The 25858-nt window shown below is 65.0% G+C and carries 16 protein-coding genes and 1 pseudogene; 11 read left to right on the forward strand and 6 right to left on the reverse strand.

Annotated features, from left to right (window positions below; genetic code table 11):
* Positions 1-15: 15 nt before the first annotated feature.
* From EJ067_RS07820 to tssI, 3 genes are read right to left on the reverse strand one after another with little or no spacing between them, the layout of a single operon-like run.
* Positions 16-1101, reverse strand: coding sequence for a hypothetical protein (locus tag EJ067_RS07820; RefSeq protein ID WP_126085442.1), 1086 nt, complete (start codon positions 1099-1101; stop codon positions 16-18).
* Positions 1101-1529 carry a DUF6484 domain-containing protein gene (locus tag EJ067_RS07825; protein ID WP_126085443.1) on the reverse strand — a complete coding sequence of 143 codons (429 nt, stop codon included), beginning with the start codon at positions 1527-1529 and terminating at the stop codon, positions 1101-1103. Before EJ067_RS07825 ends, EJ067_RS07820 begins: the two co-directional genes overlap by 1 nt.
* A 9-nt stretch (positions 1530-1538) precedes the next feature.
* The gene (tssI, locus tag EJ067_RS07830) at positions 1539-3866 is read right to left on the reverse strand and encodes a type VI secretion system tip protein TssI/VgrG (RefSeq protein ID WP_126085444.1); all 2328 of its coding nucleotides are present in this window, start codon (positions 3864-3866) and stop codon (positions 1539-1541) included.
* A 308-nt stretch (positions 3867-4174) separates the two neighbouring features.
* Here tssI and tagH point away from each other — a divergent pair, with 308 nt between their 5' ends.
* The 8 genes from tagH (at position 4175) to EJ067_RS07870 (ending at position 18883) form a co-directional block, all read left to right on the forward strand.
* Complete coding sequence (gene tagH / locus EJ067_RS07835; RefSeq protein ID WP_126085445.1) at positions 4175-5257, forward strand: type VI secretion system-associated FHA domain protein TagH; 1083 nt, start codon at positions 4175-4177, stop codon at positions 5255-5257.
* A gap of 286 nt (positions 5258-5543) precedes the next feature.
* Positions 5544-7046, forward strand: a complete 1503-nt coding sequence (gene tssL / locus EJ067_RS07840; RefSeq protein ID WP_126085446.1) for a type VI secretion system protein TssL, long form — start codon at positions 5544-5546, stop codon at positions 7044-7046.
* Between the two features lie 25 nt (positions 7047-7071).
* Positions 7072-10602 (forward strand): type VI secretion system membrane subunit TssM, encoded by a 3531-nt coding sequence (gene tssM / locus EJ067_RS07845; RefSeq protein ID WP_189510461.1) that lies wholly within the window; start codon positions 7072-7074, stop codon positions 10600-10602.
* A 135-nt stretch (positions 10603-10737) separates the two neighbouring features.
* Positions 10738-11511, forward strand: a complete 774-nt coding sequence (locus tag EJ067_RS07850) for a protein phosphatase 2C domain-containing protein (protein ID WP_126085448.1) — start codon at positions 10738-10740, stop codon at positions 11509-11511.
* A gap of 1 nt (position 11512) precedes the next feature.
* Entirely contained in the window at positions 11513-14095 is a 2583-nt protein-coding gene (locus tag EJ067_RS07855; RefSeq protein WP_126085449.1) for a serine/threonine-protein kinase, read from the forward strand.
* A gap of 12 nt (positions 14096-14107) precedes the next feature.
* Positions 14108-14608: a DUF1036 domain-containing protein gene (locus tag EJ067_RS07860; RefSeq protein WP_189510463.1), complete on the forward strand. Its 501-nt coding sequence runs from the start codon at positions 14108-14110 to the stop codon at positions 14606-14608.
* Complete coding sequence (locus tag EJ067_RS07865) at positions 14605-17031, forward strand: M23 family metallopeptidase (protein ID WP_126085450.1); 2427 nt, start codon at positions 14605-14607, stop codon at positions 17029-17031. The genes EJ067_RS07860 and EJ067_RS07865 overlap by 4 nt, the downstream gene beginning before the upstream one ends.
* A gap of 229 nt (positions 17032-17260) precedes the next feature.
* Complete coding sequence (locus tag EJ067_RS07870; protein ID WP_126085451.1) at positions 17261-18883, forward strand: caspase family protein; 1623 nt, start codon at positions 17261-17263, stop codon at positions 18881-18883.
* A gap of 139 nt (positions 18884-19022) precedes the next feature.
* Here the strand turns inward: EJ067_RS07870 and EJ067_RS07875 are convergent, their stop codons facing one another.
* Entirely contained in the window at positions 19023-19556 is a 534-nt protein-coding gene (locus EJ067_RS07875) for an OmpA family protein (RefSeq protein ID WP_189510466.1), read from the reverse strand.
* Positions 19557-19727: 171 nt separating this feature from the next.
* Between EJ067_RS07875 and EJ067_RS07880 the strand changes: the two genes are divergently transcribed.
* Positions 19728-20294 (forward strand): hypothetical protein, encoded by a 567-nt coding sequence (locus tag EJ067_RS07880; protein ID WP_126085452.1) that lies wholly within the window; start codon positions 19728-19730, stop codon positions 20292-20294.
* Positions 20295-20673: 379 nt separating this feature from the next.
* Here EJ067_RS07880 and EJ067_RS07890 read toward each other — a convergent pair whose 3' ends face one another.
* The gene (locus tag EJ067_RS07890; protein ID WP_126085454.1) at positions 20674-23223 is read right to left on the reverse strand and encodes a caspase family protein; all 2550 of its coding nucleotides are present in this window, start codon (positions 23221-23223) and stop codon (positions 20674-20676) included.
* A 246-nt stretch (positions 23224-23469) separates the two neighbouring features.
* On the opposite strand from EJ067_RS07890, the gene hutH reads away from it, so the two are divergent.
* Positions 23470-24966, forward strand: coding sequence for a histidine ammonia-lyase (gene hutH, locus EJ067_RS07895; protein ID WP_126085455.1), 1497 nt, complete (start codon positions 23470-23472; stop codon positions 24964-24966).
* A gap of 52 nt (positions 24967-25018) precedes the next feature.
* A pseudogene (locus EJ067_RS35140) lies at positions 25019-25108 on the forward strand (DNA-binding protein); the annotation flags it as partial.
* Positions 25109-25150: 42 nt separating this feature from the next.
* On the opposite strand, the gene EJ067_RS07905 reads toward EJ067_RS35140, so the two are convergent.
* Positions 25151-25759, reverse strand: a complete 609-nt coding sequence (locus EJ067_RS07905; RefSeq protein WP_126085456.1) for an isochorismatase family cysteine hydrolase — start codon at positions 25757-25759, stop codon at positions 25151-25153.
* Positions 25760-25858 lie beyond the last annotated feature (99 nt).

Genomic DNA, 25858 nt, shown 5'->3' on the forward strand with positions numbered 1-25858 from the left:
GCTCTATCAACCAGCCTAGTCAGACAACAACTTTGAAACAGCGCCCCAATCCTTCACTTTGTCCGCGAATGGTACTTTCGCAACATCGTCGCCAAAGTGATCCTGGAAGGCTCTGCCAACCTGACTTGGTTCGCTGGTAAACAAATCTGCTCCGCGTGCCTCCGGGAAGAGTTCCAGAAATGCCGCACCGGCCGCAGGCGCCAGCGCCGGATTGCGCATCTGGTGGATCAGCCAGTGAAGGAGGGTCCGATCGCCCAGCATGCCGGCACCGCGCACCGCCAAAGGTGCGGTTTTAGGTGATTTTAGCAATCGACCCATCCATGAGCGCACGTCCTCGCCAGGCGCGGCCTTGACCGCCGCGCGCAGCGCTGTCATGGCATCGGGGCCGCCCCCGACCGCCACCTTTCGCAATTCGGGGCTGGCAAGGTCGCCCGAACCGAGTTCAACCAACGCCCACGCGGCCCACAATCGCGGCTGCTCTTCGGCATCCTCCAGAGCAGTCTGCAATTCCTTGCCAAGGTCGGCTCGTTTCATTTTGCCGGCAAGGTGCAAGCTGATGGCGCGCACGCGCGCATCCTGATCGCGGACAAGTCGCGCCAGCAGTTGCTTCGGGTCGACGCCGTGTCTGAGGCAGGCCGACACGCCGAGGAACCGCTTGAACGCGTCTTGCGCACCAATCCAGCCCCGCACCAGCGGGGCGATCGATTCCGGCTTGTGCCATTCAAGCGCGCCGACCAGCCCACGTGCTTCGTCCTTGCTTTGTCGACCCAGTTCCACCGCCTCGACTACACGATGGCCGTCGCCTTGCTCGATCGCCATCCACGCATAGATGAACAGTTCCCCCTTTTCTGGGAAATCCTCATGTAAAGCGACGACGAACGGCCAGGCGGCCGGACCTGCGATGCGCAAACCATCTAGGTTGGCCTCCAAACGTCGGTCGACGCCGGCAACGACATGAACGTCTGGCGGATCGTCCAGCATTAGCGTATCGCGCTGCGCCCAGAAGAACGCGGCTTGCTCTGCGTGCTGCCTGACGACGTCCGGAACGATTGACCTCCCCAGAGCGCTTCCCGATTTTTGTTTCTGGGTTGCGGCCGACATCAGTTGAGATCGATCGAGCCACCACGGATGCGATTGGCTGCGCTCGCCTGGCTGGTCACATAGGTGCCACGAATGGTAATTCGACCATCCTTTTCCATAAGGATCGTCGCCAGGCCACAACGCAGTTCGATCCGCTCTTCGCCTATGATGCGAACGCGCTCTCCGTCACGAATGATCTCCGGCGCGGTGATCTTGCGAACTGGGTCGACAATGCGTCCGACAATCAGTGGTCTCATGGGATCGCCCTCCTGAAACAACAAAGCTACCTCTGAGCCGACCATATCGGATGTCAATTCGGTCAAGCTGCGTGCCGGCAAAGCGGTCGCTTCCGGATTGCCGGGAAAGACCACAAGCGGCGAAGCGGCGTCATCGAAACCGAGAAAGATGCCAATCACCACACCGTCAATGCGTTCGCGAACGTCGCTCATGGCTGCACCTCAATTCTCGCTGATCTTCGAGCCCTTCATCGTGATGTCGCTGGAAGCCTTAATGTTGATCTTGCCCGATCCATTCACTGAAATGTCCTTGCCCTCAATACCGATCGTGCCATCTTTCTTCATCATGATTTTGGCCGAACCGCACTTAATCAGGATCTCGTCGCCTACATCAATCACCAGTTGCTTGGTTACCGAAATCGCACTGTTCTTGTCGACGTTGATTGAACTGTCTTTGGCAACACTTAGCGAATGAGCACCTCCGACAGTCGTGGAATCGTCCGCCGCGATACTTGCGCTGCGCGCCGCGCCAACGTTGAAACTCTGGGCACTGCCGACCGTCACGCTCTGATCCGCGCCAACATTGACGGTTTGCGCCGCCCCGATGTTCCAGCTATCTGCCGCCCCGATATCATGGCTCTGATTGGTGCCCACGCTGACCGATCGGGTTATACCGATGGTGTTCGTCTGCGAAGCGCCTACCGTTCGCGCTTCAGCCGCCCCCACCGTATCGACGCGCGCGACACCGACCGTAACCGTCTGGTTGAGCCCAACCGTCTGCGAATGGTTGGCGTCGATATTCTCCGTCGAATTCGCCACGACGTGGATGGTCTCGTTGGCCATCACCGTCAGCGAACGGTCCGCGCCCACCGTCTCGGTATCGTTGCTGCCGATATTCGTCGTCTGGTCGACACCCACCTTGACCGTCTTGTTGTTGCCGACGTCCTCGTCGAGGTTGTGGCCCACCGAATGCTTGGCGTCGTGGTCGATGCGGTCGGACTGGTCGTGCTGCACGGTCTTGTTGCGGTCGTGCTTGATCAGCAGGTGGTGGTCCTTCTGGGCCTGGAAATTGACCAGCTCGGAGCCGGCCTTGTCCTCGAACATCAGCTCGTTGTAACCGCCGCCGCCCTTCGAGGAATTTGACTTCCAGCCGGATTGCGTGGCGTTGCCCGGCAGCCCGTAGGGCGGCATCTCGGCGGCGTTGTAAACGCGGCCGGTGATGATCGGCAGGTCGGGGTCGCCCTCGATGAAATCGACGATGACCTCCTGGCCGATGCGCGGGATCTGGATGAAGCCCCAGCCGCTGCCGGCCCAGGTCTGCGACACGCGCACGAAGCAGGAAGAATTCTGGTCCTTCTTGCCCAGGCGGTCCCAATGGAACTGCACCTTCACCCGCGCATATTTGTCGGTGAAGATCTCTTCGCCGGAAGGACCGACCACCGTCGCTGTCTGCGGCCCGCGCATGATCGGCCGCGGCGTCATGCGCGGCGGCCGATAGGGCAATTTGGTGGGTGCCACGCCGAGCACCACCTTGAAGTTCTCGCTGTGGGCCTCGTTCTGGGTCCGGTAGCCGGGGTCGAACAGCCGGTATTCTGCGCTGACCACCAGATAGTCCTGGTTCTGGTCGTCGCGCGGAAAACTTTCCAGCTTGAACTTGCAGCCGGAGAAGAGCCCGCGCACGGTGCCCACCGCGGTGCTGCGCTGATGCACCGCCTGAAGCTCCTCGCGGCGGATCCCGGCAATCGTGTCGCCGCGCCCGACATCGAGATGCGCTCCGGGCTGGCGGTAATTCTCGCCGGAGGCTTCCTTATGGCTAAACGGCTGGGCCGACTTCGCCATCAGGTCGGCGCCGGGCTTCTCGAAATCATAGTCGGTGTGGGCATAGGCGCCCGGCCGCACCGAACTGCCTGGAATCCATTCGGTGATGTATTCGACGTCGCGCCGCGAGCCCTGCCCCTCGAAATTGTAAAGCACCTTCTCGTAGCCAGGTGCTGCCTTCAGCTTGCTCATCGCGTCGCAGAGGACCAGCGTATGCTTGCCCTCGTCATGCTCGAAGAAATAGAAAATGCCCTCGTGCTCCATCAGCCGCTGCACGAAGTCCAGATCGCTCTCGTCATACTGCACGCAATATTCGCGCTGAGGATAAGACCCCTGCAGCCGCTTTTCGAATTTCGCGATGCCGTATTTCGAGAAGATTTTCTCGACGATCTCGACCGCCGTCATGTTCTGGAAGATGCGGCAATCGGTGGTGTTGCCGAGGAACCAGAGCCACGGCCTGACGACGGCCTCGTAAAAGGCCAGCCGGTCCTCGATGCGGGTCAGCTTGAAATCCGACACGAGGCCGCTGAACCAGCGTTTCGGATCGGATTCACCCTCGACCGAGACGACGCCACCCAGCATCTTCAGCGGATCGACGTCATGGCTCTTCGAGACGAAGCCGACGGTATAGGCGAAACAACGGCTGATCTCATCGCGGCCGATGAGATGGGTGAAGGTCAGCACATCGCCGCCAACCGGCGTCTGCACAACCGTGGCACGTTCGTTCGGCATGGGTCGTGCCCCTCCTGGACGCGGCCGCCAGTGTGATGGATCGAAGCCCCCGCTCTGTAAACTGCATCACGTTCGGGACGTTTTCGAATTCACCGCACCGGACGATCCAGCCTAGCACATGTTTGGTGCCCGCCAAACAACAGCGACGGCTAAACCGCGCCCGTGCGCCGGTGTGAAACGCTCCTCTCCCGCCGCTCCCGCAAGCTGCTAGAATGCTGGAGCAATTCCCAGGAAAGGCGCATTGCGGTTCTCTGCCCGGAATTGCGTGAAAACAAGTATCTGTTTACCAAGTTCGGCGACACTTGCGGATGTTCATCTCTCTCCAGGTCAGCAATGTCGACAGGCTGCCCGCCGGCAGCGCGACGAGCTACGCCGCGCGCGACCGCAGCTTCGAGATCGGCCGCGAGAATTGCGACTGGACGCTCGCCGATCCGCAAAAATTCATCTCGGGGCGGCACTGCGAGGTCCGCTACCATGCGGGCGCCTTCTGGCTCTACGACGTCTCGCGCAACGGAACCTTCGTCAACGGCTCCAGCCAGCGCATGGCCGGTCCGCACCGGCTGGCGCAGGGCGACCGCGTGCTGATCGGCCGCTATGTCATTGCGGTGTCGATCGACGAAGAACGACCAGCGACCGGCCATCCGCAAACCCGGGCCGGGTCGACGCAACGCGAGTTGCCGCCGTCGACCGGCAGGCCTCTCGAATTGGGCAACGAGCCGTTTTTCAGTCCGACGGAGCAGCGTGCCGGACAGGGGCCGCCGGTCTCGACGTCCTCGGCGCTGCAGCAGCCGGCCGCGGCCGCGTCGGCCGGCCGAGCCGCGGACGCCGACACGCTGTTGCGGGATCTCGCGAAGGCGGCCGGCATGTCGCCTGAGCTGCTTCAATCGCGCGATCCGCATGACGTGGCCGCCGAGATCGGCATTGTGCTCAGAACCACGATCGAGCAATTGTCACTGCTGCTCAAGGCGCGCGCCGCGGCCAAGGTGCTGGCCAAAAGCGCGAACCGCACGATGATCGGCGCCGAAAACAACAACCCGTTGAAATTCGTTCCGGGCACCGACGACATACTGGAGATCATGTTCGCGAAACGCCGAGCCGGCTATCTCGACGCCGCACATAGCGTCGAGGACGCTTTCCGGGATCTCAAGACGCACGAACTGGCCACTTACGCGGCCATGCAGACCGCGCTCTCCAGGCTGCTCGACGACCTGTCGCCCGAGGCCGTCGCCAGGAAACTGCCGCCGGCCTCCTTCTCATCCAAGAAGAGCCAGGCGTGGGATGCCCTCGTCGCCACCTGGCGGACGATGGAGGAGAAGCACGAAAACGGCATGCTCGACGTCTTCCTGGCCTATTTCAGCGAAGCCTACGCCAAGGCCAGCAAGCAGAAATAGCCAACCAGGCCAGCCGAGCACGGCGCTATGTGACGGGTCTCACAGAAGAACCCGACGCTTTGATCATCCTTCTTCCGTTTTCAATCAGCTGCCGATTTTATTTATGTGCTTGGCCGATTAGGATGCGCATGGAAGCTTGCCTGGCGGGCAAAGCGGCGTGGCTTGGGGCGTGTGCAGCAATGTCATGTTTCGGCAAGATGAGCCTTTCCATCCGGCCCGCCGCCCGATCCTGGCATGAAAAGCGCGAACCCGCTCCCCGCCGCTGCGTCTCGACGGTGGGCCGCCGATGAGCTCGAAGGACGATTCCTCCCGACCGGCGGACAAGACCGTCATCCGGGCGCCACGGCCAAGACAACGCTCGCCCGCGACTCCCGAGACCCCGAGCGGCGTTGCGCCCGCTCCGCCGGCCGCCCGGGAATCGACGGTGTTCGACGCCGGCATCGGCCGGCAGATGCCGACCGGCTGGTCGACCGGGACCGTGGTCGTTCAAGGCGTGGCTCCCGCTGCGCCGGCCGCCGCTTCGACGCCCGCGCTGCAGCAGGAAATCCTGCTCCATGCCACGGATGGCGTGAGATACGCCGCGGCAAATCCAATTCTCGCAGCTGCAGCACCCCTGCTGATGCTGTTCGGCCAGTTGCGGCTGATGCCGGTCGAACGGCAAGCTGTGCCTTTGGCGGAGCATGTCGCAGAAGCGATCGAGACATTCGACCGGGAGATGGCGAAAGCCGGCATCGCCGAAGAGGACGGCAGAATCGCGAAATTCGCGCTTTGCGAGACCGCCGACGATCTCGTCGGCAACCTGCCCTGGCCGAAGGACGACGGCTGGAGCGGGCACAGCCTGGTGGCGAGGTTCTTCCACGCCAGGCCCACCGGCGCCGGTTTCTACGAGGCGCTGAACAAGATCCTCGGCCGCCCGGAGGGTCATCACGACCTGCTCGAGTTGATGCATGCCTGCCTGTCGCTCGGGTTCGAGGGCCAGTATCGCGGGCGGGCCGGCGAACGGGACAATCTCGAACGCGTCCGGCGCGACGTCTACGACACGATCCGCTATTTCAGGCCGCGCCCCGAGGACGACATCTCGCCCCACTGGCAAGGCATGGCGGCGACGCTGTCGAAGCCCAGCGCGCGGCTGCCGCTATGGGCGGTCGCCGCCGCCGCGGCGACGCTGGTGACGGCAACCTTCTTCGGGCTGCGGGTCCTCATCACCGACGAGGGCGACGCGACCGCCAGCGAATTGCTGGCGCTCAACCCGTCGACGCCGGTCAGCATCGAGCGCGCCAGCGTTGCGGCGCCCGCAGAACCCGCGGAAGCCGCTCCGCCGCCCCCTGCCGTCCCCACCACCACCCAGATCGACCGCATCAGCGCAGCTTTGGCCAAGGAGATCGCCGGCGGCGGACTGACGGTCGGCACGAAGGGCAACTTCATCGTGGTGGAAGTCAACAACCAGCTGCTCTTCGCCCCCGGGCAGGCGGAGCTGAAACCGGAATTCCAGCCCGTGGCGGCAGACATCGCCACGGCTCTGGATACCGAGCCCGGACCGATCCGGATCGTCGGCCACACCGACAATGTGAAGCCGAAGAAGTCGAGCCAGTTCAAATCCAACTTCGATCTTTCCGTCGCCCGCGCCAAAGCCGTCCAGGCAATGATGGCCGCGCAATTGAAGGACCCGTTGCGGATGACGGTCGACGGCAAGGGCGAGGACGAGCCGATCGCCGACAATGCGACGGCGGACGGCCGCGCCAAGAACCGCCGCGTCGACGTGATGATTCCGAAGGAGGAGACGCTGTGAGCGAGGCCGGCGGGGAGCGGCACTGATGCGCTGGGTGCTCAGGATATTCAGCCTGCTGGCGCTCGCCGGTTTCTCGGCGGCGGTCTGGTATGCCGGACCGCTGATCCGCTTTGCCGATACAAGGCCCCTCGGGCCTGCCTGGCTCAGGGCGACGATCATCGGCGTCGCGGTCGCGCTGCTCGCGCTCGTTTACGGCATCCGCCTCTGGCAGGCGCGCAAGGCGCAGAAGGCGCTCGAGAAAGCGATCGCACGCGGCGATGAGCGCAACGACGATTCGCAGGTGCTCGAGGCGCGCATGAGCGAGGCCATCGCGACGCTGAAGCAGTCGAGCGGCAGGCGCAACTTCCTCTATGAGATACCCTGGTACGTCATCATCGGACCGCCTGGAGCCGGCAAGACGACGGCGCTGGTCAATTCGGGGCTGAAGTTTCCGCTTGCGGGTTCCGGCAACGCCCAGCCGGTGGCAGGCGTCGGCGGGACGCGGTCCTGCGACTGGTGGTTCACCGACGATGCGGTGCTGATCGACACGGCCGGCCGCTACACGACGCAGGAGTCGGACCGCGAGCGCGACAAGGCGAGCTGGCTCGCCTTCCTCGGACTGTTGAAGAAGTACCGCACCAGGCAGCCGATCAACGGCGTGATCCTGGCGATCAGCCTTGCCGATCTCATCGGCCTCGACGACCAGCAGCTCGACGCGCATGTCACCGAGATAAGGAGCCGCCTGCGGGAATTGCACGAGACACTGAAGATCCAGTTCCCGGTCTACCTGCTCTTCACCAAGGCCGACCTCGTCTCAGGCTTCATGGACTATTTCGGCGATCTCGACGAGGCCCGGCGGCGCAAGGTGTGGGGGACGACCTTCCAGACCACCGACCGCAACAGGAACATGATCGGCGAGGCTCCCGCCGAATTCGACGCGCTGGCCAGGCAGCTGGCAGAGGAGCTCGCCGACCGCCTTCAGGACGAGGCCGACCCGGTGGCGCGCATCGCGATCTTCGGCTTCCCGATCCAGTTCGGCGCGCTGCGCACCCGCGTCGTGCGTTTCGTCACCAGCCTGTTCGACCCGTCCCGCAGCCAGGTCAAGGTCAGCCTGCGCGGGTTCTATTTCTCCTCGGGCACGCAGGAAGGAACGCCCATCGACCAGGTTCTGGGGGCGATCGGCCGCAGTTTCGGCGGCGCTTCCCAGGCGCATCTTTCCGGCACCGGCAAGAGCTTCTTCCTGCATGATCTTCTGGCGAAGGTGATCTTCCCGGAGGCAGGCTGGGTCTCGTTCGACAGGGCCGCGGAGCGGCGCGACAGGCTTGCCAGATTTGGCGGCCTCGCCGCGATCGCGCTGGCGGCCTTGGCGGCGCTCGGCGTTCTCGGCCTCAGCTTCTTCGCCAACAAGTCGCTGATCGCCTCGACGAGGCAGGCGATGGCGCAGTATCGCGACAGCGCGGATTCGCTGCTCAAGAGCACGACGGTGACCGATGTCGATCTCGAGAACGTCATCGGCTCGGTCGACCAGCTGCGCAACCTGCCGGCGGGATATGAAACCGCCGCCCAAACGAAGCCGGTCGAGGAGAGTTTCGGGCTCAGTCAACGGGAGAGACTTCTGTCGGCCTCCAAGACGGCCTACCGGCAGGCGCTGGAGCGGAGCTTCCGCTCCCGTCTCCTCGTTCAGGCGGAGCGGACGATCCAGGCCAAGATGGGCGATCCGATCGCGCTTTACGAGCCGTTGAAGATCTATCTGATGCTGGGCGGCAAGGCGCCGAAGGTCGACGACGAGTTGATCGTCTCCTGGATGAAGCAGGACTGGGAAGAAAACCGCTATCCAGGCGAGAACAACCGCGAAGGCCGCGCGCAGCTCGAAAAGCATCTGCGCGCCATGCTGGCGCTCGACGATGCCTACGACCCGGTCTTCGAGCTCAACCAGCCGCTGGTCGAGGCGGCGCAACGCTCGCTCGGACGCATGAGCCTGGCCGACCGTGCGTCGGCGCTGATCAGGTCGGCGGTCTACGCTGCAAGGCTCCAGGACTTTTCCGTTGCCGCGAAAGCCGGTCCGGAAGCGCAGCTCCTGTTCGAACGCATGGACGGCAGCGAGCTCTCCGAGCTTGACGTTCCCGGCCTCTACACCCGGGCTGGCTTCAACGGTTTCTATCTGCCGCAGCTCTCGCGCATCGCGCAGATGCTGGTCGACGACCAGTGGGTCCTCGGCGGCGGCGGCGAGCAGGGCGGCATCGACCAGGACCTGCCCAGGCTCGGCCCCGAGCTCATCGACCGCTACGGCAAGGAATTCGCTTCCGCCTGGAGCGGCGCGCTCGACCAGTTGAAATTCAAGGCGATGCTGAAGGACAAGCCGCAATATATCGCGCTCTCAGCCGCCGCGTCGCCGGACTCGCCGCTCGACCGACTGTTCACCGCGATCGCCGATGAAACTGCGTTGACGAAGGACAACACCGTGTCCGATGGCGGGGCCAGCGCGGCGCAGCAGGATCCGGCTGTTATGGCCAAGGGCCTGGCCCGGATCGGTCTGCAGATCGCCGGCGGCAAGTCGCAAAGCCGCGCCGGGGCAAGCTCGTCCACCGCGCAGAACGCCGGCGCCACAGTGGAAGCGCAGTTTAGGCCGTTCCAGGCGCTGGTGAGCGGCTCCGCCGGACGCCGCCCGCTCGATGCGCTGACGCAGAACTTCCACGACCTCTACCAGAGTATGAAGCTGGCAGCGGATGTCCCCGCGCAGACGGAGCGCGTCAACGCGAACCTGAAGCTGCAGATTTCGACTATGCGCGCCAATGCCTCGCGCCTGCCGAAGCAGCTGGCGCGCATGGTCGACGCGGCAGCGGACGAGTTCGAGGGCAATGTCGCCGCGACCTCCGTGGCCAACCTCAACCAGACGCTCGACGAGACGGTCACGCGCCCCTGCGAGGAAGCCGTCAACGGCCACTATCCCTTCGCCAGCGACAGCAGCGAGGAAATCTCTTTTGCCGATTTCGCCAGGCTGTTCGCCCCGGGCGGCCTGATGGACCGGTTCTTCGCGCAGAATCTTGCACCGCTGATCGACATGACGGGCCAGGACTGGACGTGGAAACAGAATGCCCGTTCCGGCCGCGATCTCGCCAAGTCGACCTTGAAGGCGTTCCAGTCGGCGGCGGAAATCCGGAGCGCCTTCTTCCCGTCCGGCGGTTCGGCGCCATCGGTCGCGATCACCTTCACGCCCACCTCGCTGAACAGCGAGGCCGACAGCGCGGTGCTCAATGTCGACGGGCAGACGGTGCAGAGCGCTCAGGCCGGCAACGCGCCCAGCACCGTGACCTGGCCGAGCGGCGCCGCGTCCGGATCCGCGAGCCTCAGCCTGACGCCGGAAATGCCGGGCCGCGAGTCCGCCCTCAAATTCGAAGGGCCATGGGCCTTGAAGCGCCTGCTGGACAAGGCGACGGTCACCGGCGATGCCGGCAACACCGAGGCGCGCTTCGTGATCGGCGGACGCGATGTCGCCTACAAGATGGAGACCGGCTCGGCCGCAAATCCCCTGGTCCTCCCGGCGCTGTCCGCCTTCAGCTGTCCGAAGGCGTTTTGACATGCCAGCGCTCCTGAGCGTCGCCGGCGCCAGCCTTCATTTCGGTACTCTAACGTATGCGCTTGTGGCAAACTGGCCTGGGCACGCGGCCCATGGTTCGTCACAGAGGACGCTCGCGAAGCGCTTGGTGGCAAATTGAGCACTGTCGCCCTTCCCATCGAGAGCTTCGGCGTGAGCCACAAGGGCTGTGTGCGCGACCATAACGAGGACAACTACCTCGTCGAGCCGCGCACCGGCCTTTGGGTGGTGGCGGACGGGATGGGCGGCCATGAGGCCGGTGAAGTCGCTTCGGCCAGCATCGTCGACCACCTGGCTACGATCGGCATCGCCAGCTCGGCGCCGGACCTTCGCGCGCGCTTCGAGGATCGGCTGAGCCGCGCCAATGCCGAGATCCGCAACATATCGCGATCGCGCGGCATCACCATCGGCTCCACCTTCGCTGCCTTGCTGGCGATGGACGGGCGGTTCGCGGGCCTATGGGCCGGCGACAGCCGCATCTATCTGGTGCGAGGCGGCGCGATCTCGCAGATTTCGAGGGACCATACCGAAGTCCAGGAGCTTCTCGACCGCGGCATGATCAGCGCGGAGGAAGCGCTCACCTGGCCGCGCCGCAACGTGATCACCCATGCCGTCGGGGTCAGCGACGAACTCGAGATCGATTTCCAGCAAGGCGAGCTTATGCCGGGCGATGTCTTCGTGCTCAGCACCGACGGGCTCACCGCCCATGTCAGCGACGCCGAGATCGAAGCCGCGGTCAAATCAGGGCCGCCGCAGGTGGCGTGCGAGAAGCTCTTGGAGACCGTGCTGGCGCGCGGCGGAACGGACAATGTCACCATCGTGATGGTGAGCGTCGGCGACCGTCGCAACGGGCCGCTGCAATCGGCTCAGTCCGGAACGGGGGCTGCGTGAGATGAGCGACGACGACAAGACGCGGATCTCGCCGAGCCTCGCCTATACCGGTGTCGGCACGCAGCTCAGCGGCATCTACGAACTCGACGAGCGCATCGCGTCCGGCGGCATGGGCGAGGTCTATCGCGGCCATAACATCCAGACCGGCGATCATGTGGCGATCAAGATCGTGCTGCCCGAATTCGCGCGCGACCAGACGATCCTGTCGCTGTTCCGGAAGGAGGCGTCGATCCTCAACCATCTGTCGCATGACGCCGTCGTGCGATACCACGTCTTCACCATCGATCCGGGCATCGGCCGTCCCTATCTGGCCATGGAGTTCGTGGACGGACAGTCGCTCTTCGACGTCATGCGGCAGGGCCCGATGTCGCCGCCGGATGTGCGCAGGCTCTGCCATCGCCTCACCTCCGGCTTGAGCGCCGTGCATCAGGCCGGCGCGGTCCATCGCGATCTCTCGCCCGACAACATCATCCTGCCGGGAGGCCGGGTCGAGCGCGCCAAGATCATCGACTTCGGCATCGCCCGCTCTGCCAATGTCGGCGGCGAGACGCTGATCGGCGGAAAGTTTGCCGGCAAATACAACTACGTCTCTCCCGAGCAGCTGGGCCTCTATGGCGGCGAGGTCAGCGAGCAATCCGACATCTACAGCCTCGGACTGGTGCTGGCCGCAGCCCTGCGCGGCAAGCCGCTCGATATGAGCGGCTCGCAATATGAGGTGATCGAGAAGCGCCGCACCGTGCCGGACCTGTCGGACATCGACCCCGATTTCCGGTCTCTCATCGAGGCGATGCTGCAGCCGGATCCGCAAGACCGCCCGGCAAGCATGGCCGAGATCGCCAGGGCAACACGAGACGACGATTACGACGCGACCTTGCCGCCGCCGGCGTCTTTCGCCCCGCGCGAACGCTCAGGGCTGCCGCGCGCCGCATGGACGGCGCCGCCGGACGCCGGGTCCCCGCCGTCGACCGTCCCCGGCGAGCCACGCTTCGTTCCGCATGTGCGGCCGGCGCATCTGTCGGAGCCGCGGCCTTCCTCGGCAGCAGCTGCGCCACGAGCCGCGGCGCCTGCGCCTTCCGCGCGGCCAAAGCGCTCGCGATTCCCGGCAATCGCAGGTGGCGTGGTGGCGCTGGCCGTGGTGGCGGGCGCCGGCCTCTATTTCGCCGGCGTCATGTCGCCTCGGCCGCCGGCGGTCGAGAAGCCGATGCCTCTCGCGCCCAAGCCTGCCCAGGAGCCGGTGACGGAGACGCCCAAGCCGCAGCCGGAGACGTCGAGGCCCCTGCCCTCGAACAACGCCGCCGGCAATGAGCCGGCAAAACCTGTTTCGCCCGCGCCGTCCCAAGCGGAAGCCAGGACCGGCCCCGAGGGGAAGCCGGCAGATGCAGGGGCCGCGCAGAACCCGGCGCAGCCCGCCGAAACGCCCGCACCCAAGCCTCGACCGCCGGCGGAGATCCAGAGAACGCCGGCGGCCCAGCCGGAGAGCGATGCCAAAAATCGGGCCGAAACCCCGCAGCCGACCGAGATCGAACCCGCGAAACCGTCAACCGGGACACCGACGCCGGCTCCAAAGGTTGCGCAAAGCCAGAAGCCGGCTCAACCAACCAACGAGGCGCCGCCGGCCAAGGCGTCAGGACCGAGCCAGACGGAAGCAGAAAACTCTCCGGCGCCGGAAGCAAAGCCGCCGGCGACCAGGCCCAGCGCATCGGACCTCGTCGAGGCTCTGTCCAAGTTGCCCAAGCCGAAGACTGCTCCGCCTGCCGAAAGCCAGGCACCGGCGTCGCCTCCCAGCCAGCCGACCGCGCCCGAAGCGGCTGGCCAGCCGGCAACTCCGAGCGCGTCGACGCAACCGGCACCGCTGCCGCAAACGCCGCCTGCAGCCAAGCAACCGCAGAATACGGACGTCGTCATCAACCTGCCCAAGCCGCAGGTTCCGCCGCCGGCAAAAGAGCTCGACGAGCTGACGCAGCGCGCCTCCTGGGTGCGCGACTTCAGCGGCGGTGACTGCTTCTATGCGAGCCTGACATCGGCGACGGACGGCGCCGCCGCGATCGAAGGTTTTGGAACAACGGTGCAGCCCTTCGAACAACTGCTCAATGATTTCCAGTCGAGATTCCACCTCGAGCCGGATATCAGCGTGCGCCTCATCGACCAGCCACAATGCGAGGTGACCAACTTCCTGCGCTTCCTCGACCGCAGCGGAACGGAGCGGCCGCAACTCGTTCTCGACCGGACGTCCGTGCCGGACGGCGCGCCGATCAGCGGCACGATCGTGACGCGCGGCGGGCTGATTTCCAACGTGATGCTGATCGACCACAAGGGCATCGCCTTCAACCTCGACGAGCGCATGGTGGCGCAGCCGGGCAAGGCGGCGTTCAGCATCCCGATCGGTCTCAGCGACGCCGACAGGGCGGCCGGCAAGGCGCTGCCGCAGATCATGCTGGTGATCACCGGACCCCGGGATATCCGGGCCGCGATGTTCTCGCGGCCGACGCCGGCCTCGGAGCTGTTGCCCAGGATCCTCGAGGAGATCCAGGCCGACGGTTCCCAATTCTCCGCCACGGCCAAGTACTTCCGACTTGGCGGATAGACATGGACGCCGATGGAACTCCGCTACCCGCGTCCTTCCTCTCCGTCACTGCCATGCAAGAAGCGTGGCCGGCTTCGAATTCGGGCTGATACGACCGGCCGCATGAAGCTTGCCGCACTGCTCGGCGGGGTGCTGCTCTCGATCCTCACCACCGGTAGAGCCCATGCCGAATTCACGGTCTGCAACCAGACGCTCGACGTCGTCAACCTTGCCGTCGGACAGAAGGTCGACGATGCCGACCAGACCGACGGCTGGTGGACGATCGGCGCCAACCAGTGTGTCAACGTCATCCGCGAGGAGCTCACCAACCGCTATATCTACATCTACGCCACGGACGTGTTCGGCCATGCGATCCTGAACGGATCGACCGAGATGTGCATCGACCGCCGCCGCTTCTCGATCCGCGGCATCGACGAGTGCTGGCAGCGCGGCCATATCGCCGCGCGCTTCGTCGAGGTCGACACGCTGGAGCAGGTGCGCTGGACTTATTTCCTGACCGGAAGCAGCCCGTGACGCACAGCATCGACACGAGCTTCAAGTTGAAGAAGCAGGCGCGCCTGGCCGAGCGCCGGCGCAAGCTCTGGCGCTGGGTTCTTTCCGGTGTCGCCGGGCTCGCCGTCGTTTCGATCGCCACGGGGTTCTACCTCACCAAGGACTACTGGTCGTTCGGCGACGAGGACGAGGAACTGCATCCGGTCGAAGGCATGGAGGATGTACCGCCCGATGCCTCGGTCTATGTGCCGGCCATCATCGACCTCGCCGGCGACCCGATGTGGATCACGCTGGCGCCCGACGCCGACACCGCAACGAAGGGCAAGACCGTCGCGCGTCCGGCCGAGCTCGACAGTTCCGGCGCCTCGCCGCAGATCGAGATCCTCTCCGACGTGATGCTGAGCGCCAGCGAGAAATTTATGACGACGATCCCGTCGACACAGGAGGATTTCGCCTTCTTCCAGGCGCAGCGGCAGACCGCGCCAAAAGTCTCGGCGACGGCGCCCGACCAGCAAGCCGCCCCGCCCGCCCCGGCTGCAGCCGACGATCAGCAAGGCGATCTGGCGAACGACCTTCAGGCGGCGCCGGACGAGAGCGAACCGCCTGAGGCTTCTGCGCCCAAGGCGGATGCGGACGATCCCGAGGCGGGCTGGGGCGAGACCGTCGATCAGGGCGAAGCTGCCCTTCCCGCCTTCAAGAAGACCGAGATCGAGAACAACACGACCGTCGCCACCGTCACCAGCGAGTACCAGCGCTTCGAGGCGACGGGGGACACGTTCGTAAAAATCCTCAACGACCGCAGCCTGGACAGCGTCGTCGCCGACGCGCACTTCTCTGCCGACGACGCGAAACTGGCGGGCGAAGCGCTGAAGGCATTGTTCAACTGCGATGGCCTGCAATCTGGCTATGTGGTGGCCATGCGCGGGTTCAGGCCGAACCGCGAGACGACGACCATGTTGCTCATGCAGGTTTCGATCTACGCCAGGAACGTCTATGTCGGCACGCTGACGCGCAATGCGGCCGGCGCCTTCGTCTCGGGCGTCGATCCGTGGGTGCGCGAGGACCTGTTCAACTATTCCGGCGCATCCGACGAGGGCGGGCCGAAGCGGCAGTACCGCCTGCTCGACGCGATCTATTCGACGGCGGCGCGCAACAAGGTTCCGACCAGCGTGATCGGCGAGGCGATCATGTATATGTCGCGCGGACAGGACCTCGACGCTTTCGCCAGCGAGGACCAGCGCCTGGTGCTGATCTATTCGCAGACGCCGCGCGGCCAGGGCGAGATCTCCGGAAGGGTCCTCTATGTCGGCGTCCAGGGCACTGAGAAGAGCCTCGACTGTTTCGTCTTCCAGCAGAGCGACGGGCAGTACGCGTGCGTCACGGGCAATGACGAGGTCCGTTCGCTGACCGTCACCAATGGCATGGTCACGCCGGTCAGCGGGGTTATGACCTCGACCTTCGGCCCGCGCAAGCATCCGATCCTGGGCACAGTTCGCATCCACAAAGGCGTCGACTGGGCCGCTCCGGTCGGCACGCCGATCATGGCCGCCTTCGACGGCGAGATCTCCTTCCAGGGCGATGGCGGCAGCTATGGCAACCTGGTCAAGATCGCGCACGCCAACGGGCGCGAGACGCGCTATGCGCATATGCAGAAATTCGCCATCGCAAGCGGCGTCGGCACCAAGGTGAAGGCCGGCGACGTCATCGGCTATATCGGGACAACGGGGCTTTCGACGGGCCCGCATCTGCATTTCGAGCTCTACCAGAGCGGCGAGGCGATCGATCCGCTGGGGACGGTCACCACGGTCGCCACCTATGCTGCAGCCAGTTCCGGCGGCTCCGGCGACGCTGCCGTCGAGACGCTGACCGACCGGATCGTGCATGTCGAAAGCGGCGGCAGCGCACGGGCCAAGAACCCGCTGTCCTCGGCGACCGGCGCCGGCCAGTTCATCACCAAGACCTGGATCCGGATGATGAACACCTACCGGCCCGATCTCGCCCGCTCGCTGTCGACCGCCGACCTGCTGGCGCTTCGCTACGACGCCACGCTGTCGCGCGAGATGGTGCGCAACCTGGCGCGCGAGGGCGAAGCCTATCTTCGCGCCCGCGGCCACCAGATCACCGCCGGGCGGCTCTATCTCTGCCACTTCCTCGGCATGGAGGGTGCTGCCCAGGTGCTGGCGGCGCCGGGCTCGGCGCAACTGAGCGCGGTCCTCGGGGCCGCTGTGATCCAGGCCAATCCGTTCCTCACCGGCAAGACCACCAGCTACGTCGTCGACTGGGCCGAACGGAAGATGGGCCAGAAGGTGATCCGCGTGGCATCCGATCAGAACCAGCAGACGACCACGACGCAGATCCGGCAGACATCGCCGGAGTTCGAAAAATACAAGCAGGCGATGACGGCGCTGGTCAATTCGATTCAAAGCACGCTGGAGCCTGGTTAACCCCGGGTTTCAGTCGCCCGCGGATCGCGCCCCGGCAGCCAAGCCGTTTGGTTTTGATGCTTGCGAATGGTATATTGACGCGTGGTTGCAAAGTTTTTTTGTGAACCAAAACTGTGGCCGGGATCACATACGTCCAGAAGCCATTTTTGGCAGAAGCGACTTTGTCGCGAGCGGAAATTAGCATGCGCAGAAACCGATAACGCGCCCCCTCGGGGCGGAGGGCAGATCCATGAAAGCGTTCGCCGTCCTTTTGAGCGGAATTCTTCTGTTCGTCCTTGCCGCGTTCGGCGCCGAGGCCGCCACGCCAGATGCCGCCAAACGCGTCGCGCTGGTCATCGGCAACAGCAAATATGTCAACGCCGTGCCGTTGCCCAACCCGGCCAACGACGCGCAGCTCATCGCATCGACGCTGCGCAATGCCGGCTTCGAGGTGATCGAAGGCGTCGACCAGGACAATCAAGGCATGCACAGCCTGATCAGCCGGTTTACGGAAGAATCCTATAACGCCGACCTCGCCGTCATCTTCTATGCCGGCCACGGCATGCAGGTCGACGGCAAGAACTACCTGATCCCGGTCGATGCCGAGCTGACCTCGCCGGCCTATCTCAAGACCCGCACCGTGCAGATCGACGAGTTCATGGCCGCGTTACCGCCCGACCCGGCCGTCGGCGTCATCATCCTCGACGCCTGCCGTGACAATCCGCTGGCAAGGACGCTGGCCGCCTCGCTGCCGAAGAGCCGCTCGCTCGGCGCCGGCCTGGCGCCGGTGGAAGCGAAGGCCGACGGCGTCGGCACGGGCGGCGTGCTTATCGCCTATGCAACCGACCCCGGCGCCATCGCCTTCGACGGCAACGGCGTCGACAGCCCCTATTCGCTGGCCCTGGCCAAGCACCTGACCGAGCCCGGGATCGAGATCCAGAGCGCCCTGACGCGGGTGCGCGGCGAGGTGACGGAAGCCACGCAAGGCCGGCAGCGGCCCTGGCACAATGCTTCGCTCGGACGCGAGGTCTTCCTCGGCAAGCCCGCGGCGGAAGCCGCGCCCGTCGCGGCGCCCGTGGCCGATGCGGCCAAGACGACGGCGGCCGCCCCTGCGGCAGCCAGCGAACCGCCCTCCTGGGAGGTCGAGCAGCGTCTTTGGGACGAGGCTTCGAAGAAGAACGCCATCCCGTTCTACGAAGCCTATCTCGAACAATTCCCGAACGGCCGCTTCGCGACGGTGGCCAAGCTAAACATCGATCAGTTGAAGGACCCGAACGCACAAAACAAGCAGGTCGCGGCCCTCGATGCCAATGGGACTGACGCCAATGCCGGTTCGGCCGTGCGCACCTCGGTCGGCATCAGCGACGAGATGAAGCGGACGCCGGGCACCGAACTGACGGAAGACGCCATCGGGCTCGATCGCGACGGCCGCATCGACCTGCAGCTGCGCATCGAGGCGCTGGGCAACGAGCTTGGCCAGGCCGACGGCAATATCGGCCCGAGGACGCGCCAGGCGATCGGCGTCTGGCAGAGCAAGAACGGCCTGCCGCAGACGACCTATCTGACGGGCGAGCAGCTGGCGTTCCTGGTGATCCAGACCGACCCGATGATGGATGCGGTACGTGCCAAGAATGCCGCCGACCAGGCGCGCGCGGCGGCGCCCAAGAAGCCTGTGGTGCAGAAGACCCGCACGCTGAAGCCGGTAGCCCAGAAACCACGCAAGAGACAGCAGCAGGTCGTCCAGCGGAGGCGGGACCGCGAGACCGTGGTTCGCGAGGAAGGCCCGCCGCCGAACGACAACAACGACTTCCTGACCAAGGCGCTGATCTTCGGCACCGGTGTCGCGGTGGGCGGCGTGCTCAACAAGCCCTGATTGTCTTCGCGCAATTCCGGACGGAAAACCGCTACGCACTTTTCCTGGAATTGCTCTTAACAGAAACGGGAGTCCGGCGGTCTGGCCGGGCTCCCGTTGATTGCCGTATGCGGCGCGCGGATGACTTTGTGCCCGCGGCTTATTCCGTCCTGATCCGCATCTCCACCCGGCGGTTGACCGGATCGTAAGGATTGGCGACGCGCGGGTGCGATTTGCCGAGGCCGATCGCCTCGAGCCGGGCGGCCTGAACGCCGCTCGCGGTCAGGAAGGCGGCCACCGACTGTGCCCGTCTTTGCGACAGGTCCTGGTTATAGCGCGTCGAGCCGGAAGCATCGGTATGGCCTTCGACGACGAAGGTGAACGTGCTCAGCCGGTTGTCCTTCAGCGCCTTGGCGAACTCGTCGAGTTCGGCGCGCGCGGTCGGATCGAGCTGGGCGGAATCCAGGCCGAAATTGATCATCATATCGAGCCCGGTCTTGGTGGGGGCCGCGTTCTTGTCGTTCTTGCTCTTGCACTCTTCCTCGGTGCCGACGCAGATCCCGCGCGACGCACCGAGTTTGCCCTGGCCGGTGAAGAACTTCACGATGTCCTCGGATTTCTGAAGCGGATCAGCGGAAACGTGCGTCGAAAAAAGCACGGCCGCCAATGCAAAGGCTGAGCTGGCCAACCGCATGACCGTTACTCCTTGTTTGAGCGGATCTCGCTGCGGCGGAAAATAGCAAATTTCGCGACGGTTGTCTGTGAACAAACACACGCCCGGAGCGGCCGCTGTTTGTTAAGCTAGGCTTGACCAATGCCCCCGCCGGGGTTTCAGTACCTCTATTCCTAGTGGGGGCGGGCAGCCATGGCCAACGGGCTCCGGTTCAGGACGGCGCGGGATCTCTTCAGCGCTTGCCCTGCCGTCGCCCACGATATGAAAGCGGCCCCCACCGACCAGTCTTCGATCGAGTTCTGCCGCGCGCTGCTGGCCGGGCGCGTGCCCGAAGAGGCAATCACCTTTTGCGCCTATCTGCTGCCCGAGCGGGCCGCGGTCTGGTGGGCGCATGAGTGCCTGGGCAATCTTGCGGAGCTGCTCGGCGACAGGGATCTCGAATTGCTGGCGCTCGTCGGCGACTGGGTCGGCCAACCCGGCAATCCCGACCACCGCGCAGCGGTTTCCCAGGCAGTGGAGGTGCCGCCGACGACACCCGTCTCGTGGCTGGCCCTGGCCGCGGGCTGGCGCGACAGCGGCTCGGCCGTCGACCAGGCAGCGGTCGGATTTCCGACCGCCCACGCCGTCGGCGCGGGGATCCTGGCGGGGCTTGCGCGGGTGTCGCTCGCGGACCGTTTTGCCGTGCTTTCGGCCTTCGTCGAAATGGGCATCCAGATGGCGGAGATGGAAGCGCAGCAGCAATCGGCCGACGCCTATTAGCTCCGCTCGCGCTCGTGATCGGCAACCCACGATAGCGGCATGAGGTGCTGCTCACCAAGCCAGTGCAATCGCAAAGTTGCAGTTAGCAGGCCTCATCACCACCCGCCACCGCCACCGCCACTTCCACCCAAGGGCGCAATGATGGGCGCAGTCTGAACAGGTTGGACCGGGTTCTGGGCAGTGACCTTTTTGCGCTTGACGACTTTTGGCGCGGTCGTGGTCCGGACGACTTTCGCCTGAGGTTTCGCTGCCACCGGCGCCGGCTCCGGTTTGGGCGGCATTAAGGACGTACAGCCCATGAGCGCCGCCAAAACGGCGGAGAGAGTTGTTCCGACGACTGCCTGTTTCAGTGCCCTGCCCACCATAGCCTCCCTGTTGATCAGAACAAGTCTCGACGCGGATTGGCTTGCTCCCAAACGGCCCTGGCTGTCTTGACCAGTTGGTCGTCGAGTGAACCACCCGTCTGGATTTTCGATTTAAGCTCGGACCGCAGCTGTTTCAGTGCTGCTGTCTTGGCCTTTGCGGGGAATTGCTCCAACGTGGACTGGGCGCTCGGCAATTCGTTTCGAAGATCGAGCCCGACCGCAAATGCGAGATAGCGGGCGGCCACGATCTGGTCCGCTTTCCCGCCTTTCTGCATCTCAAGCGCCGCGCGATCATAGGCGCCGGAATAATCGCCGCGGGTGGCTGCCATCTCGAACAGCCTTTGCGCTTCATCGAGGTCCGGCGTCACGCCGAGACCGTCCCGATACATACGCCCAAGGCTGGCAGGAGCATAAGGCTGGCCGAGATCCATGGCCTTCTGGAAAAGCGCCTGCGCCTGCTTCGGATCCTTTTCGACGCCGCGACCGCTGAGATAACTACGGCCGAGAATGTTCATTGAATACATATCCTGCCGCTCAACGCCGGCCTTCAGAAAGGCCACGGCGCGAGCAGGATCTGCGGGCACGCCGCTGCGGCCCTCGGTGAAGATCGCGGCGAGATCGTTCATCGCATAGGTGTGACCCATAGCAGCCGCTTTCAGCAGCAGGTCCAGCCCCTTGGCGGTATCGCGCTGGACCCCCAGCCCGTTGAACAAGGCCCGACCCCAGGCGGTCATTCCGTAGGGATCGCCTTTGTCTGATGCTTTTACATAGAAGCCGTTCGCTTTCGTAGGATCGACAGCCGTCCCTATCCCGGATGAGGCGATATAGCCGAGCTCGAACACCGCGCGGACGTGCCCCTTGTCGGCAGCCTCCTGGATCGCCTTTTTCGCGTCCTCGACCTTGCCGACAACAAGCAGCGCACGCCCGAGCTCGTAGCGGAAGCGGGCGACGTCCGGATAGGCTTTCACCGCCGCCCGGCAGACGTCCACGGCGTTGCTGCTGATCTCGTTCGGCAACAGGCCGGGGACGACGCCCTGCAGGTCGAGGGGCTCGCCGGCCTCCCTGTCGCAGGGATCGACGCTGGGCGACAGCTTCATCGTCGCCTGCTTCGACGAGGTATTATCAGCGCGGATCTCGACGCCGACTATGAGTGGTTTGACTTCACCTATCTGGGGTTCGTAGCGCAAATGGTCGACTTCATCGGCCATCAGGCTGGAATCCGGAGACAGGGTCCGATCCGGCAGCGACAGCGTTCCCGTCGCCGGGTAGCTCGCCAGCTTCAGGCTGACGGCGGGATCCTTGGTCGGGAAATCGAGCTTCAGCGGCACCGGGCCGACACCGACCGGTACGCTGATGTCGCTCTTTTCGATCGCCTCGGCCGCGCCGGCGATGTGGATGCCGCGCTCCAGCACCTGCTGCTTCTGCTCGGCCTCGAGCGAGGCCATGAGCTGCTGCCCTTCGGCGGCGTTCCCGTTCTTGACCCTGAACACGAGGATGCCCTGGGATTCGCCGCCCCAGTTGTCGCGCGTGGCATATGCCAGCATGTCGACCTCTTCCTGCGCGCCGGAACCCTTCGGCACGTCCATTTGAAGGCGCGGCAGGTCCTTGCCGGCGATCGGCTCGCCGGTCGCGACAGGCTTGCCGTCCAGCATCAGGCGTCCGAGCGCCGGCGGCCTCTCGATGCTGACGGTGACCGCGCCGCCGTCGACGTCAACCGGCTCCGGCAGGTCCAGAGCGACGGGCCCGACGCCCGACGGCACGACTTTCTCCAGCACCGGCGGCAGCGCAGGGCGGCTGGCGCGGCGCATCAACACCACCTCGTCGATCAGCGATGAGTTTTCCCAGGGAACCTGCTTGCCGTCGGTCGCCTTGACAACGTCGCGGCGGACTGCCGCCATCACCGTGCGGATCTCCTGGTTCGGCGCCAAGGCGCGGCGGGAGAACGCGGACGAGAACGGGCTCAAGTCACCCGTCCCGTCATAGGCGACCGCTCCCGGTTCGGTGGCGAAGGCAATCAGCGTGTTCAGCGAGCTTTTCACCTGCGCAAGGCCGGCGCCGCCGGCGGCGATCAGCTGGTCGCGCAGCCAATAGTCCTTGCGCGGAAACGGATTGTTGCGGCAGGCGTCCAGGATGATCACCTGGATCTTCGACTTCGAGCGCATCTGCTCCAGCACGTCGTCGAGTTTGATCGCCTGGACCTCGATGTCGGCCGCGGCCTTCAGCGAGGCGTCGACCGGAATGAGGAAATTCTCGCCGCCGATCTGAAAGCCATGGCCGGAATAATAGACGACTGCGAGATCGGCGCCGTCCGCCGCGGCGAGATAGTTGCGGAACTGCTCCTCGAACTGCAGCTTGGTGAGATCCCTGGCGACGAACACATCGAAGCCGGCCATGCGGAAGGTGTTCGACACATCCTCGGCATCCTTGTCCGGATTCTTGAGCGCCGGGATGGCGCGGTATTCGGAATTGCCGATGACAAAGGCAACCCTTCGATCGGCATGAGCTTCGAACGCCGTGAAGCCCACGAGGACCAAGGCTGCAAGGAAGGCGCAGCATCGCAGCATGGCAAATCCTTAACTGCTATGACCTGTCGGCCGCAGCAATGCAGCTTGCGGCGCATGGGTCTGTTAAAGAGTTCACAATCTGCCGAGACCGGAGCAGAACGCATGCATAACGACTGCGGGCATGCGTCTCATCCAATCGGATTCTAAAATACTCCAGAGGCACGGGCGCCGCAATGACGCTGCGCCGCGTCCAAGGGGCGGCGTGGCACATTTGCGCGGCGCCGATCATGAGATAGATGAAAGGGCATGACAGCCAGAGTGATCGTCCTCGACGCCAGGCCGCTCGGCGCGACGGATGTCGCCGAGATCGCGCGGCGCAATGCCCGCCTCGTGCTTGGCGAGGAGGCCATGCGCCGCATCCGCGCCGGCCGCGCGCTCATCGAGCGCCTCACCCAGCTCGGCAAGCCGCTTTATGGCGTCACCACCGGCCTCGGCGCCTGTGTCGACACGCCGCTTGCCGAGGCCGATCTGATCGCCTTCCAGCACAGCGTGCCGCTCAGCCACTCGATGGGCGCCGGGCCGGCCCTGCCGACCGAGGCGGTGCGGGCGCTGTTGACGGCGCGCATCTGTGGCATGGCCGCCGGTGGCACCGGCGCCTCCGAGCGGGTCATCATGGGACTGCTTGCCGCGCTCAACGCCGGCGTCCATCCGGTGATCCCTAGCTGGGGTTCGATCGGCGCGGCCGACCTTGCCCCTCTCGGCCACATGGCAAGGGCGCTCGGCGGCGACGGCGAGGCCGAGTTCCAGGGCAGGGTCATGCCGGCCGCCGAGGCGCTGAAGCTTGCCGGGCTGGAGCCGCTCGACCTGCGCGAGAAGGACGGCCACGCCATCATCGTCGCGAACAGCCTTTCGACCGGAACGGCGTGCCTCGCCCTCGAGGATGTCGCCTGCCTCATCGACTGGTCGCTGGCGGCCGTGGCACTCAACCATGAGGCGTTCCGCTCGTCCCTCAAGGCCATCGACGAGGACGCGCTGGCGGCGCGGCCGGCATTCGGGCAATGCGAGATCGGCGCGCGGCTCCGGGCGGAGCTGGCCGGAAGCGGGCTGTGGGATGAAAATGCCGCGCGGCGCCTCCAGGACCCGCTGAGCTTCCGCTGCGTGCCGCAGGTGTGGGGCGGCCTGCTCAACGCGTTCGAGCAGGCCAGGCTGGCGACGGAGATCGAGCTTGGCCATTCGGGCGACAATCCGGTGATCCTGCCGGCGGCCGAACGCGTCGTCTCGAACGGCAATTTCGACCTCACGGCCTTCACGCTGGCCTGGGAACAGCTCGGCCAGGCGCTTGCGCATTGCGCGGTCGCCACCGCCAACCGCTCGATGAAGCTGATGTCGCCGACGGTGGCCGAACTGCCGCGCTTCCTGTCGGCCAGGGGCGGCAGCCGCCAGGGCTACGCCGAGTTGCAGAAGCCGGTCGCGGCGCTCGAGGCCGAGATCCGGCATCTCGCCAACCCGATGTCGCTCAGCCCGCTGGCCGTCTCGGACGGCATCGAGGACCAGTCGTCGATGGCGCCGCGGGTAGTGGCCAAGACCGCCGGCATCATCGAGCGCCTGCGCTACCTCGTCGCCATGGAGTTGATCTTCGCGGCGACTGGCGTCGAGTTGCGCGGCGTGGTCGACAGCATGGGCGAAGGCCCGCAACGCAGTTATGCCGCCGTGCGCGCGCTCGTGGCCCCCCTCGACGACGACCGCGAGATGAGCGCGGACATGGCGCGGGTCGCGCGGATGGTGGCGGGGCCGCGTCTCTGATCCGAACTTGCCGCCCCGTTTCCTCTACCTCGCCAGCCGCGCGGCGTGCCACTTGGAAGTCACCGTGCTGGAGTCACCTGCTCATCTGCGCCGCAGAAAGCGCCCTAGGCTCGGCATCGCCTTGATCGACCTCGAGGCCTGATGCCGGCGGCGTCGATGCCCGTGAGGGATCGTCGTATAACGATCAGTTCCAGGCCGAGAGAACCGTCTCCATCTCGACCGTCTCGACCTGTTGCGCGAAGCGCTGATGATAGACGGTCATCAGCGCGTCATGCGTGGCATCCGAGGAGCTGCAAAGCGCATCGGTGACCAGCACGACGCGATAGCCGATATCGATCGCTCCGAGGACGGTTGCAAGCACGCAGACGTCGGTCTCGCCGCCGGTGATCACCAGCGTATCGATCCGGCGTGCGGCAAGCATGGCCTGCAGCTTGCCCTCCGGCCAAGGTGAATAGACGTGTTTGTCGATCGCCCGCGCCGGCGGGCAGAACGACGACAGCGGCGGCAGCAATTCGATCATCTCCGGGCCGACATTCTCGATGGTCATCGAGGCCCAGCGCTCATAGTAGCGCCTCCAGGTACCAACGCCCCTCCCAGGCCTTTCGGCCGGCAAGAAGCGTGTGAAAATCGTCCGCTCGGCTTTCCTCTCGACGAGGCTCACGATCCTGGGAAGGACACGGGTAATCCAGGGCGTTGCCCATTCCGAAGGTTCAGCGAACAATCTCTGCATGTCGACACAGACATGCGTGCAACGATCGCCGAGAGGACCATAACTCAAGCCGGAAACCGACATCAGGATTCCTGACGGTAGTTCATGTTGATGTGATGGAGCAAAGCGGCCGGACTGGATGGCCGAAGTTTCGTTCCTGTTTTGTGGTGAAGCAACGCCCCG

It is taken from the genome of Mesorhizobium sp. M1D.F.Ca.ET.043.01.1.1 (genome assembly GCF_003952385.1).
Taxonomy (GTDB): Bacteria; Pseudomonadota; Alphaproteobacteria; order Rhizobiales; family Rhizobiaceae; genus Mesorhizobium.

What these genes read in the sequence shown, in the direction of transcription:
- EJ067_RS07820 (WP_126085442.1), bottom strand. Translation starts at nt 1,101, where the DNA reads ATGTCGGCCGCAACCCAGAAACAAAAATCGGGAAGCGCTCTGGGGAGG.
- EJ067_RS07825 (WP_126085443.1), bottom strand. Translation starts at nt 1,529, where the DNA reads ATGAGCGACGTTCGCGAACGCATTGACGGTGTGGTGATTGGCATCTTT.
- tssI (WP_126085444.1), bottom strand. Translation starts at nt 3,866, where the DNA reads ATGCCGAACGAACGTGCCACGGTTGTGCAGACGCCGGTTGGCGGCGAT.
- tagH (WP_126085445.1), top strand. Translation starts at nt 4,175, where the DNA reads ATGTTCATCTCTCTCCAGGTCAGCAATGTCGACAGGCTGCCCGCCGGC.
- tssL (WP_126085446.1), top strand. Translation starts at nt 5,544, where the DNA reads ATGAGCTCGAAGGACGATTCCTCCCGACCGGCGGACAAGACCGTCATC.
- tssM (WP_189510461.1), top strand. Translation starts at nt 7,072, where the DNA reads ATGCGCTGGGTGCTCAGGATATTCAGCCTGCTGGCGCTCGCCGGTTTC.
- EJ067_RS07855 (WP_126085449.1), top strand. Translation starts at nt 11,513, where the DNA reads ATGAGCGACGACGACAAGACGCGGATCTCGCCGAGCCTCGCCTATACC.
- EJ067_RS07860 (WP_189510463.1), top strand. Translation starts at nt 14,108, where the DNA reads ATGGAACTCCGCTACCCGCGTCCTTCCTCTCCGTCACTGCCATGCAAG.
- EJ067_RS07870 (WP_126085451.1), top strand. Translation starts at nt 17,261, where the DNA reads ATGAAAGCGTTCGCCGTCCTTTTGAGCGGAATTCTTCTGTTCGTCCTT.
- EJ067_RS07875 (WP_189510466.1), bottom strand. Translation starts at nt 19,556, where the DNA reads ATGCGGTTGGCCAGCTCAGCCTTTGCATTGGCGGCCGTGCTTTTTTCG.
- EJ067_RS07880 (WP_126085452.1), top strand. Translation starts at nt 19,728, where the DNA reads ATGGCCAACGGGCTCCGGTTCAGGACGGCGCGGGATCTCTTCAGCGCT.
- EJ067_RS07890 (WP_126085454.1), bottom strand. Translation starts at nt 23,223, where the DNA reads ATGCTGCGATGCTGCGCCTTCCTTGCAGCCTTGGTCCTCGTGGGCTTC.
- hutH (WP_126085455.1), top strand. Translation starts at nt 23,470, where the DNA reads ATGACAGCCAGAGTGATCGTCCTCGACGCCAGGCCGCTCGGCGCGACG.
- EJ067_RS07905 (WP_126085456.1), bottom strand. Translation starts at nt 25,759, where the DNA reads ATGTCGGTTTCCGGCTTGAGTTATGGTCCTCTCGGCGATCGTTGCACG.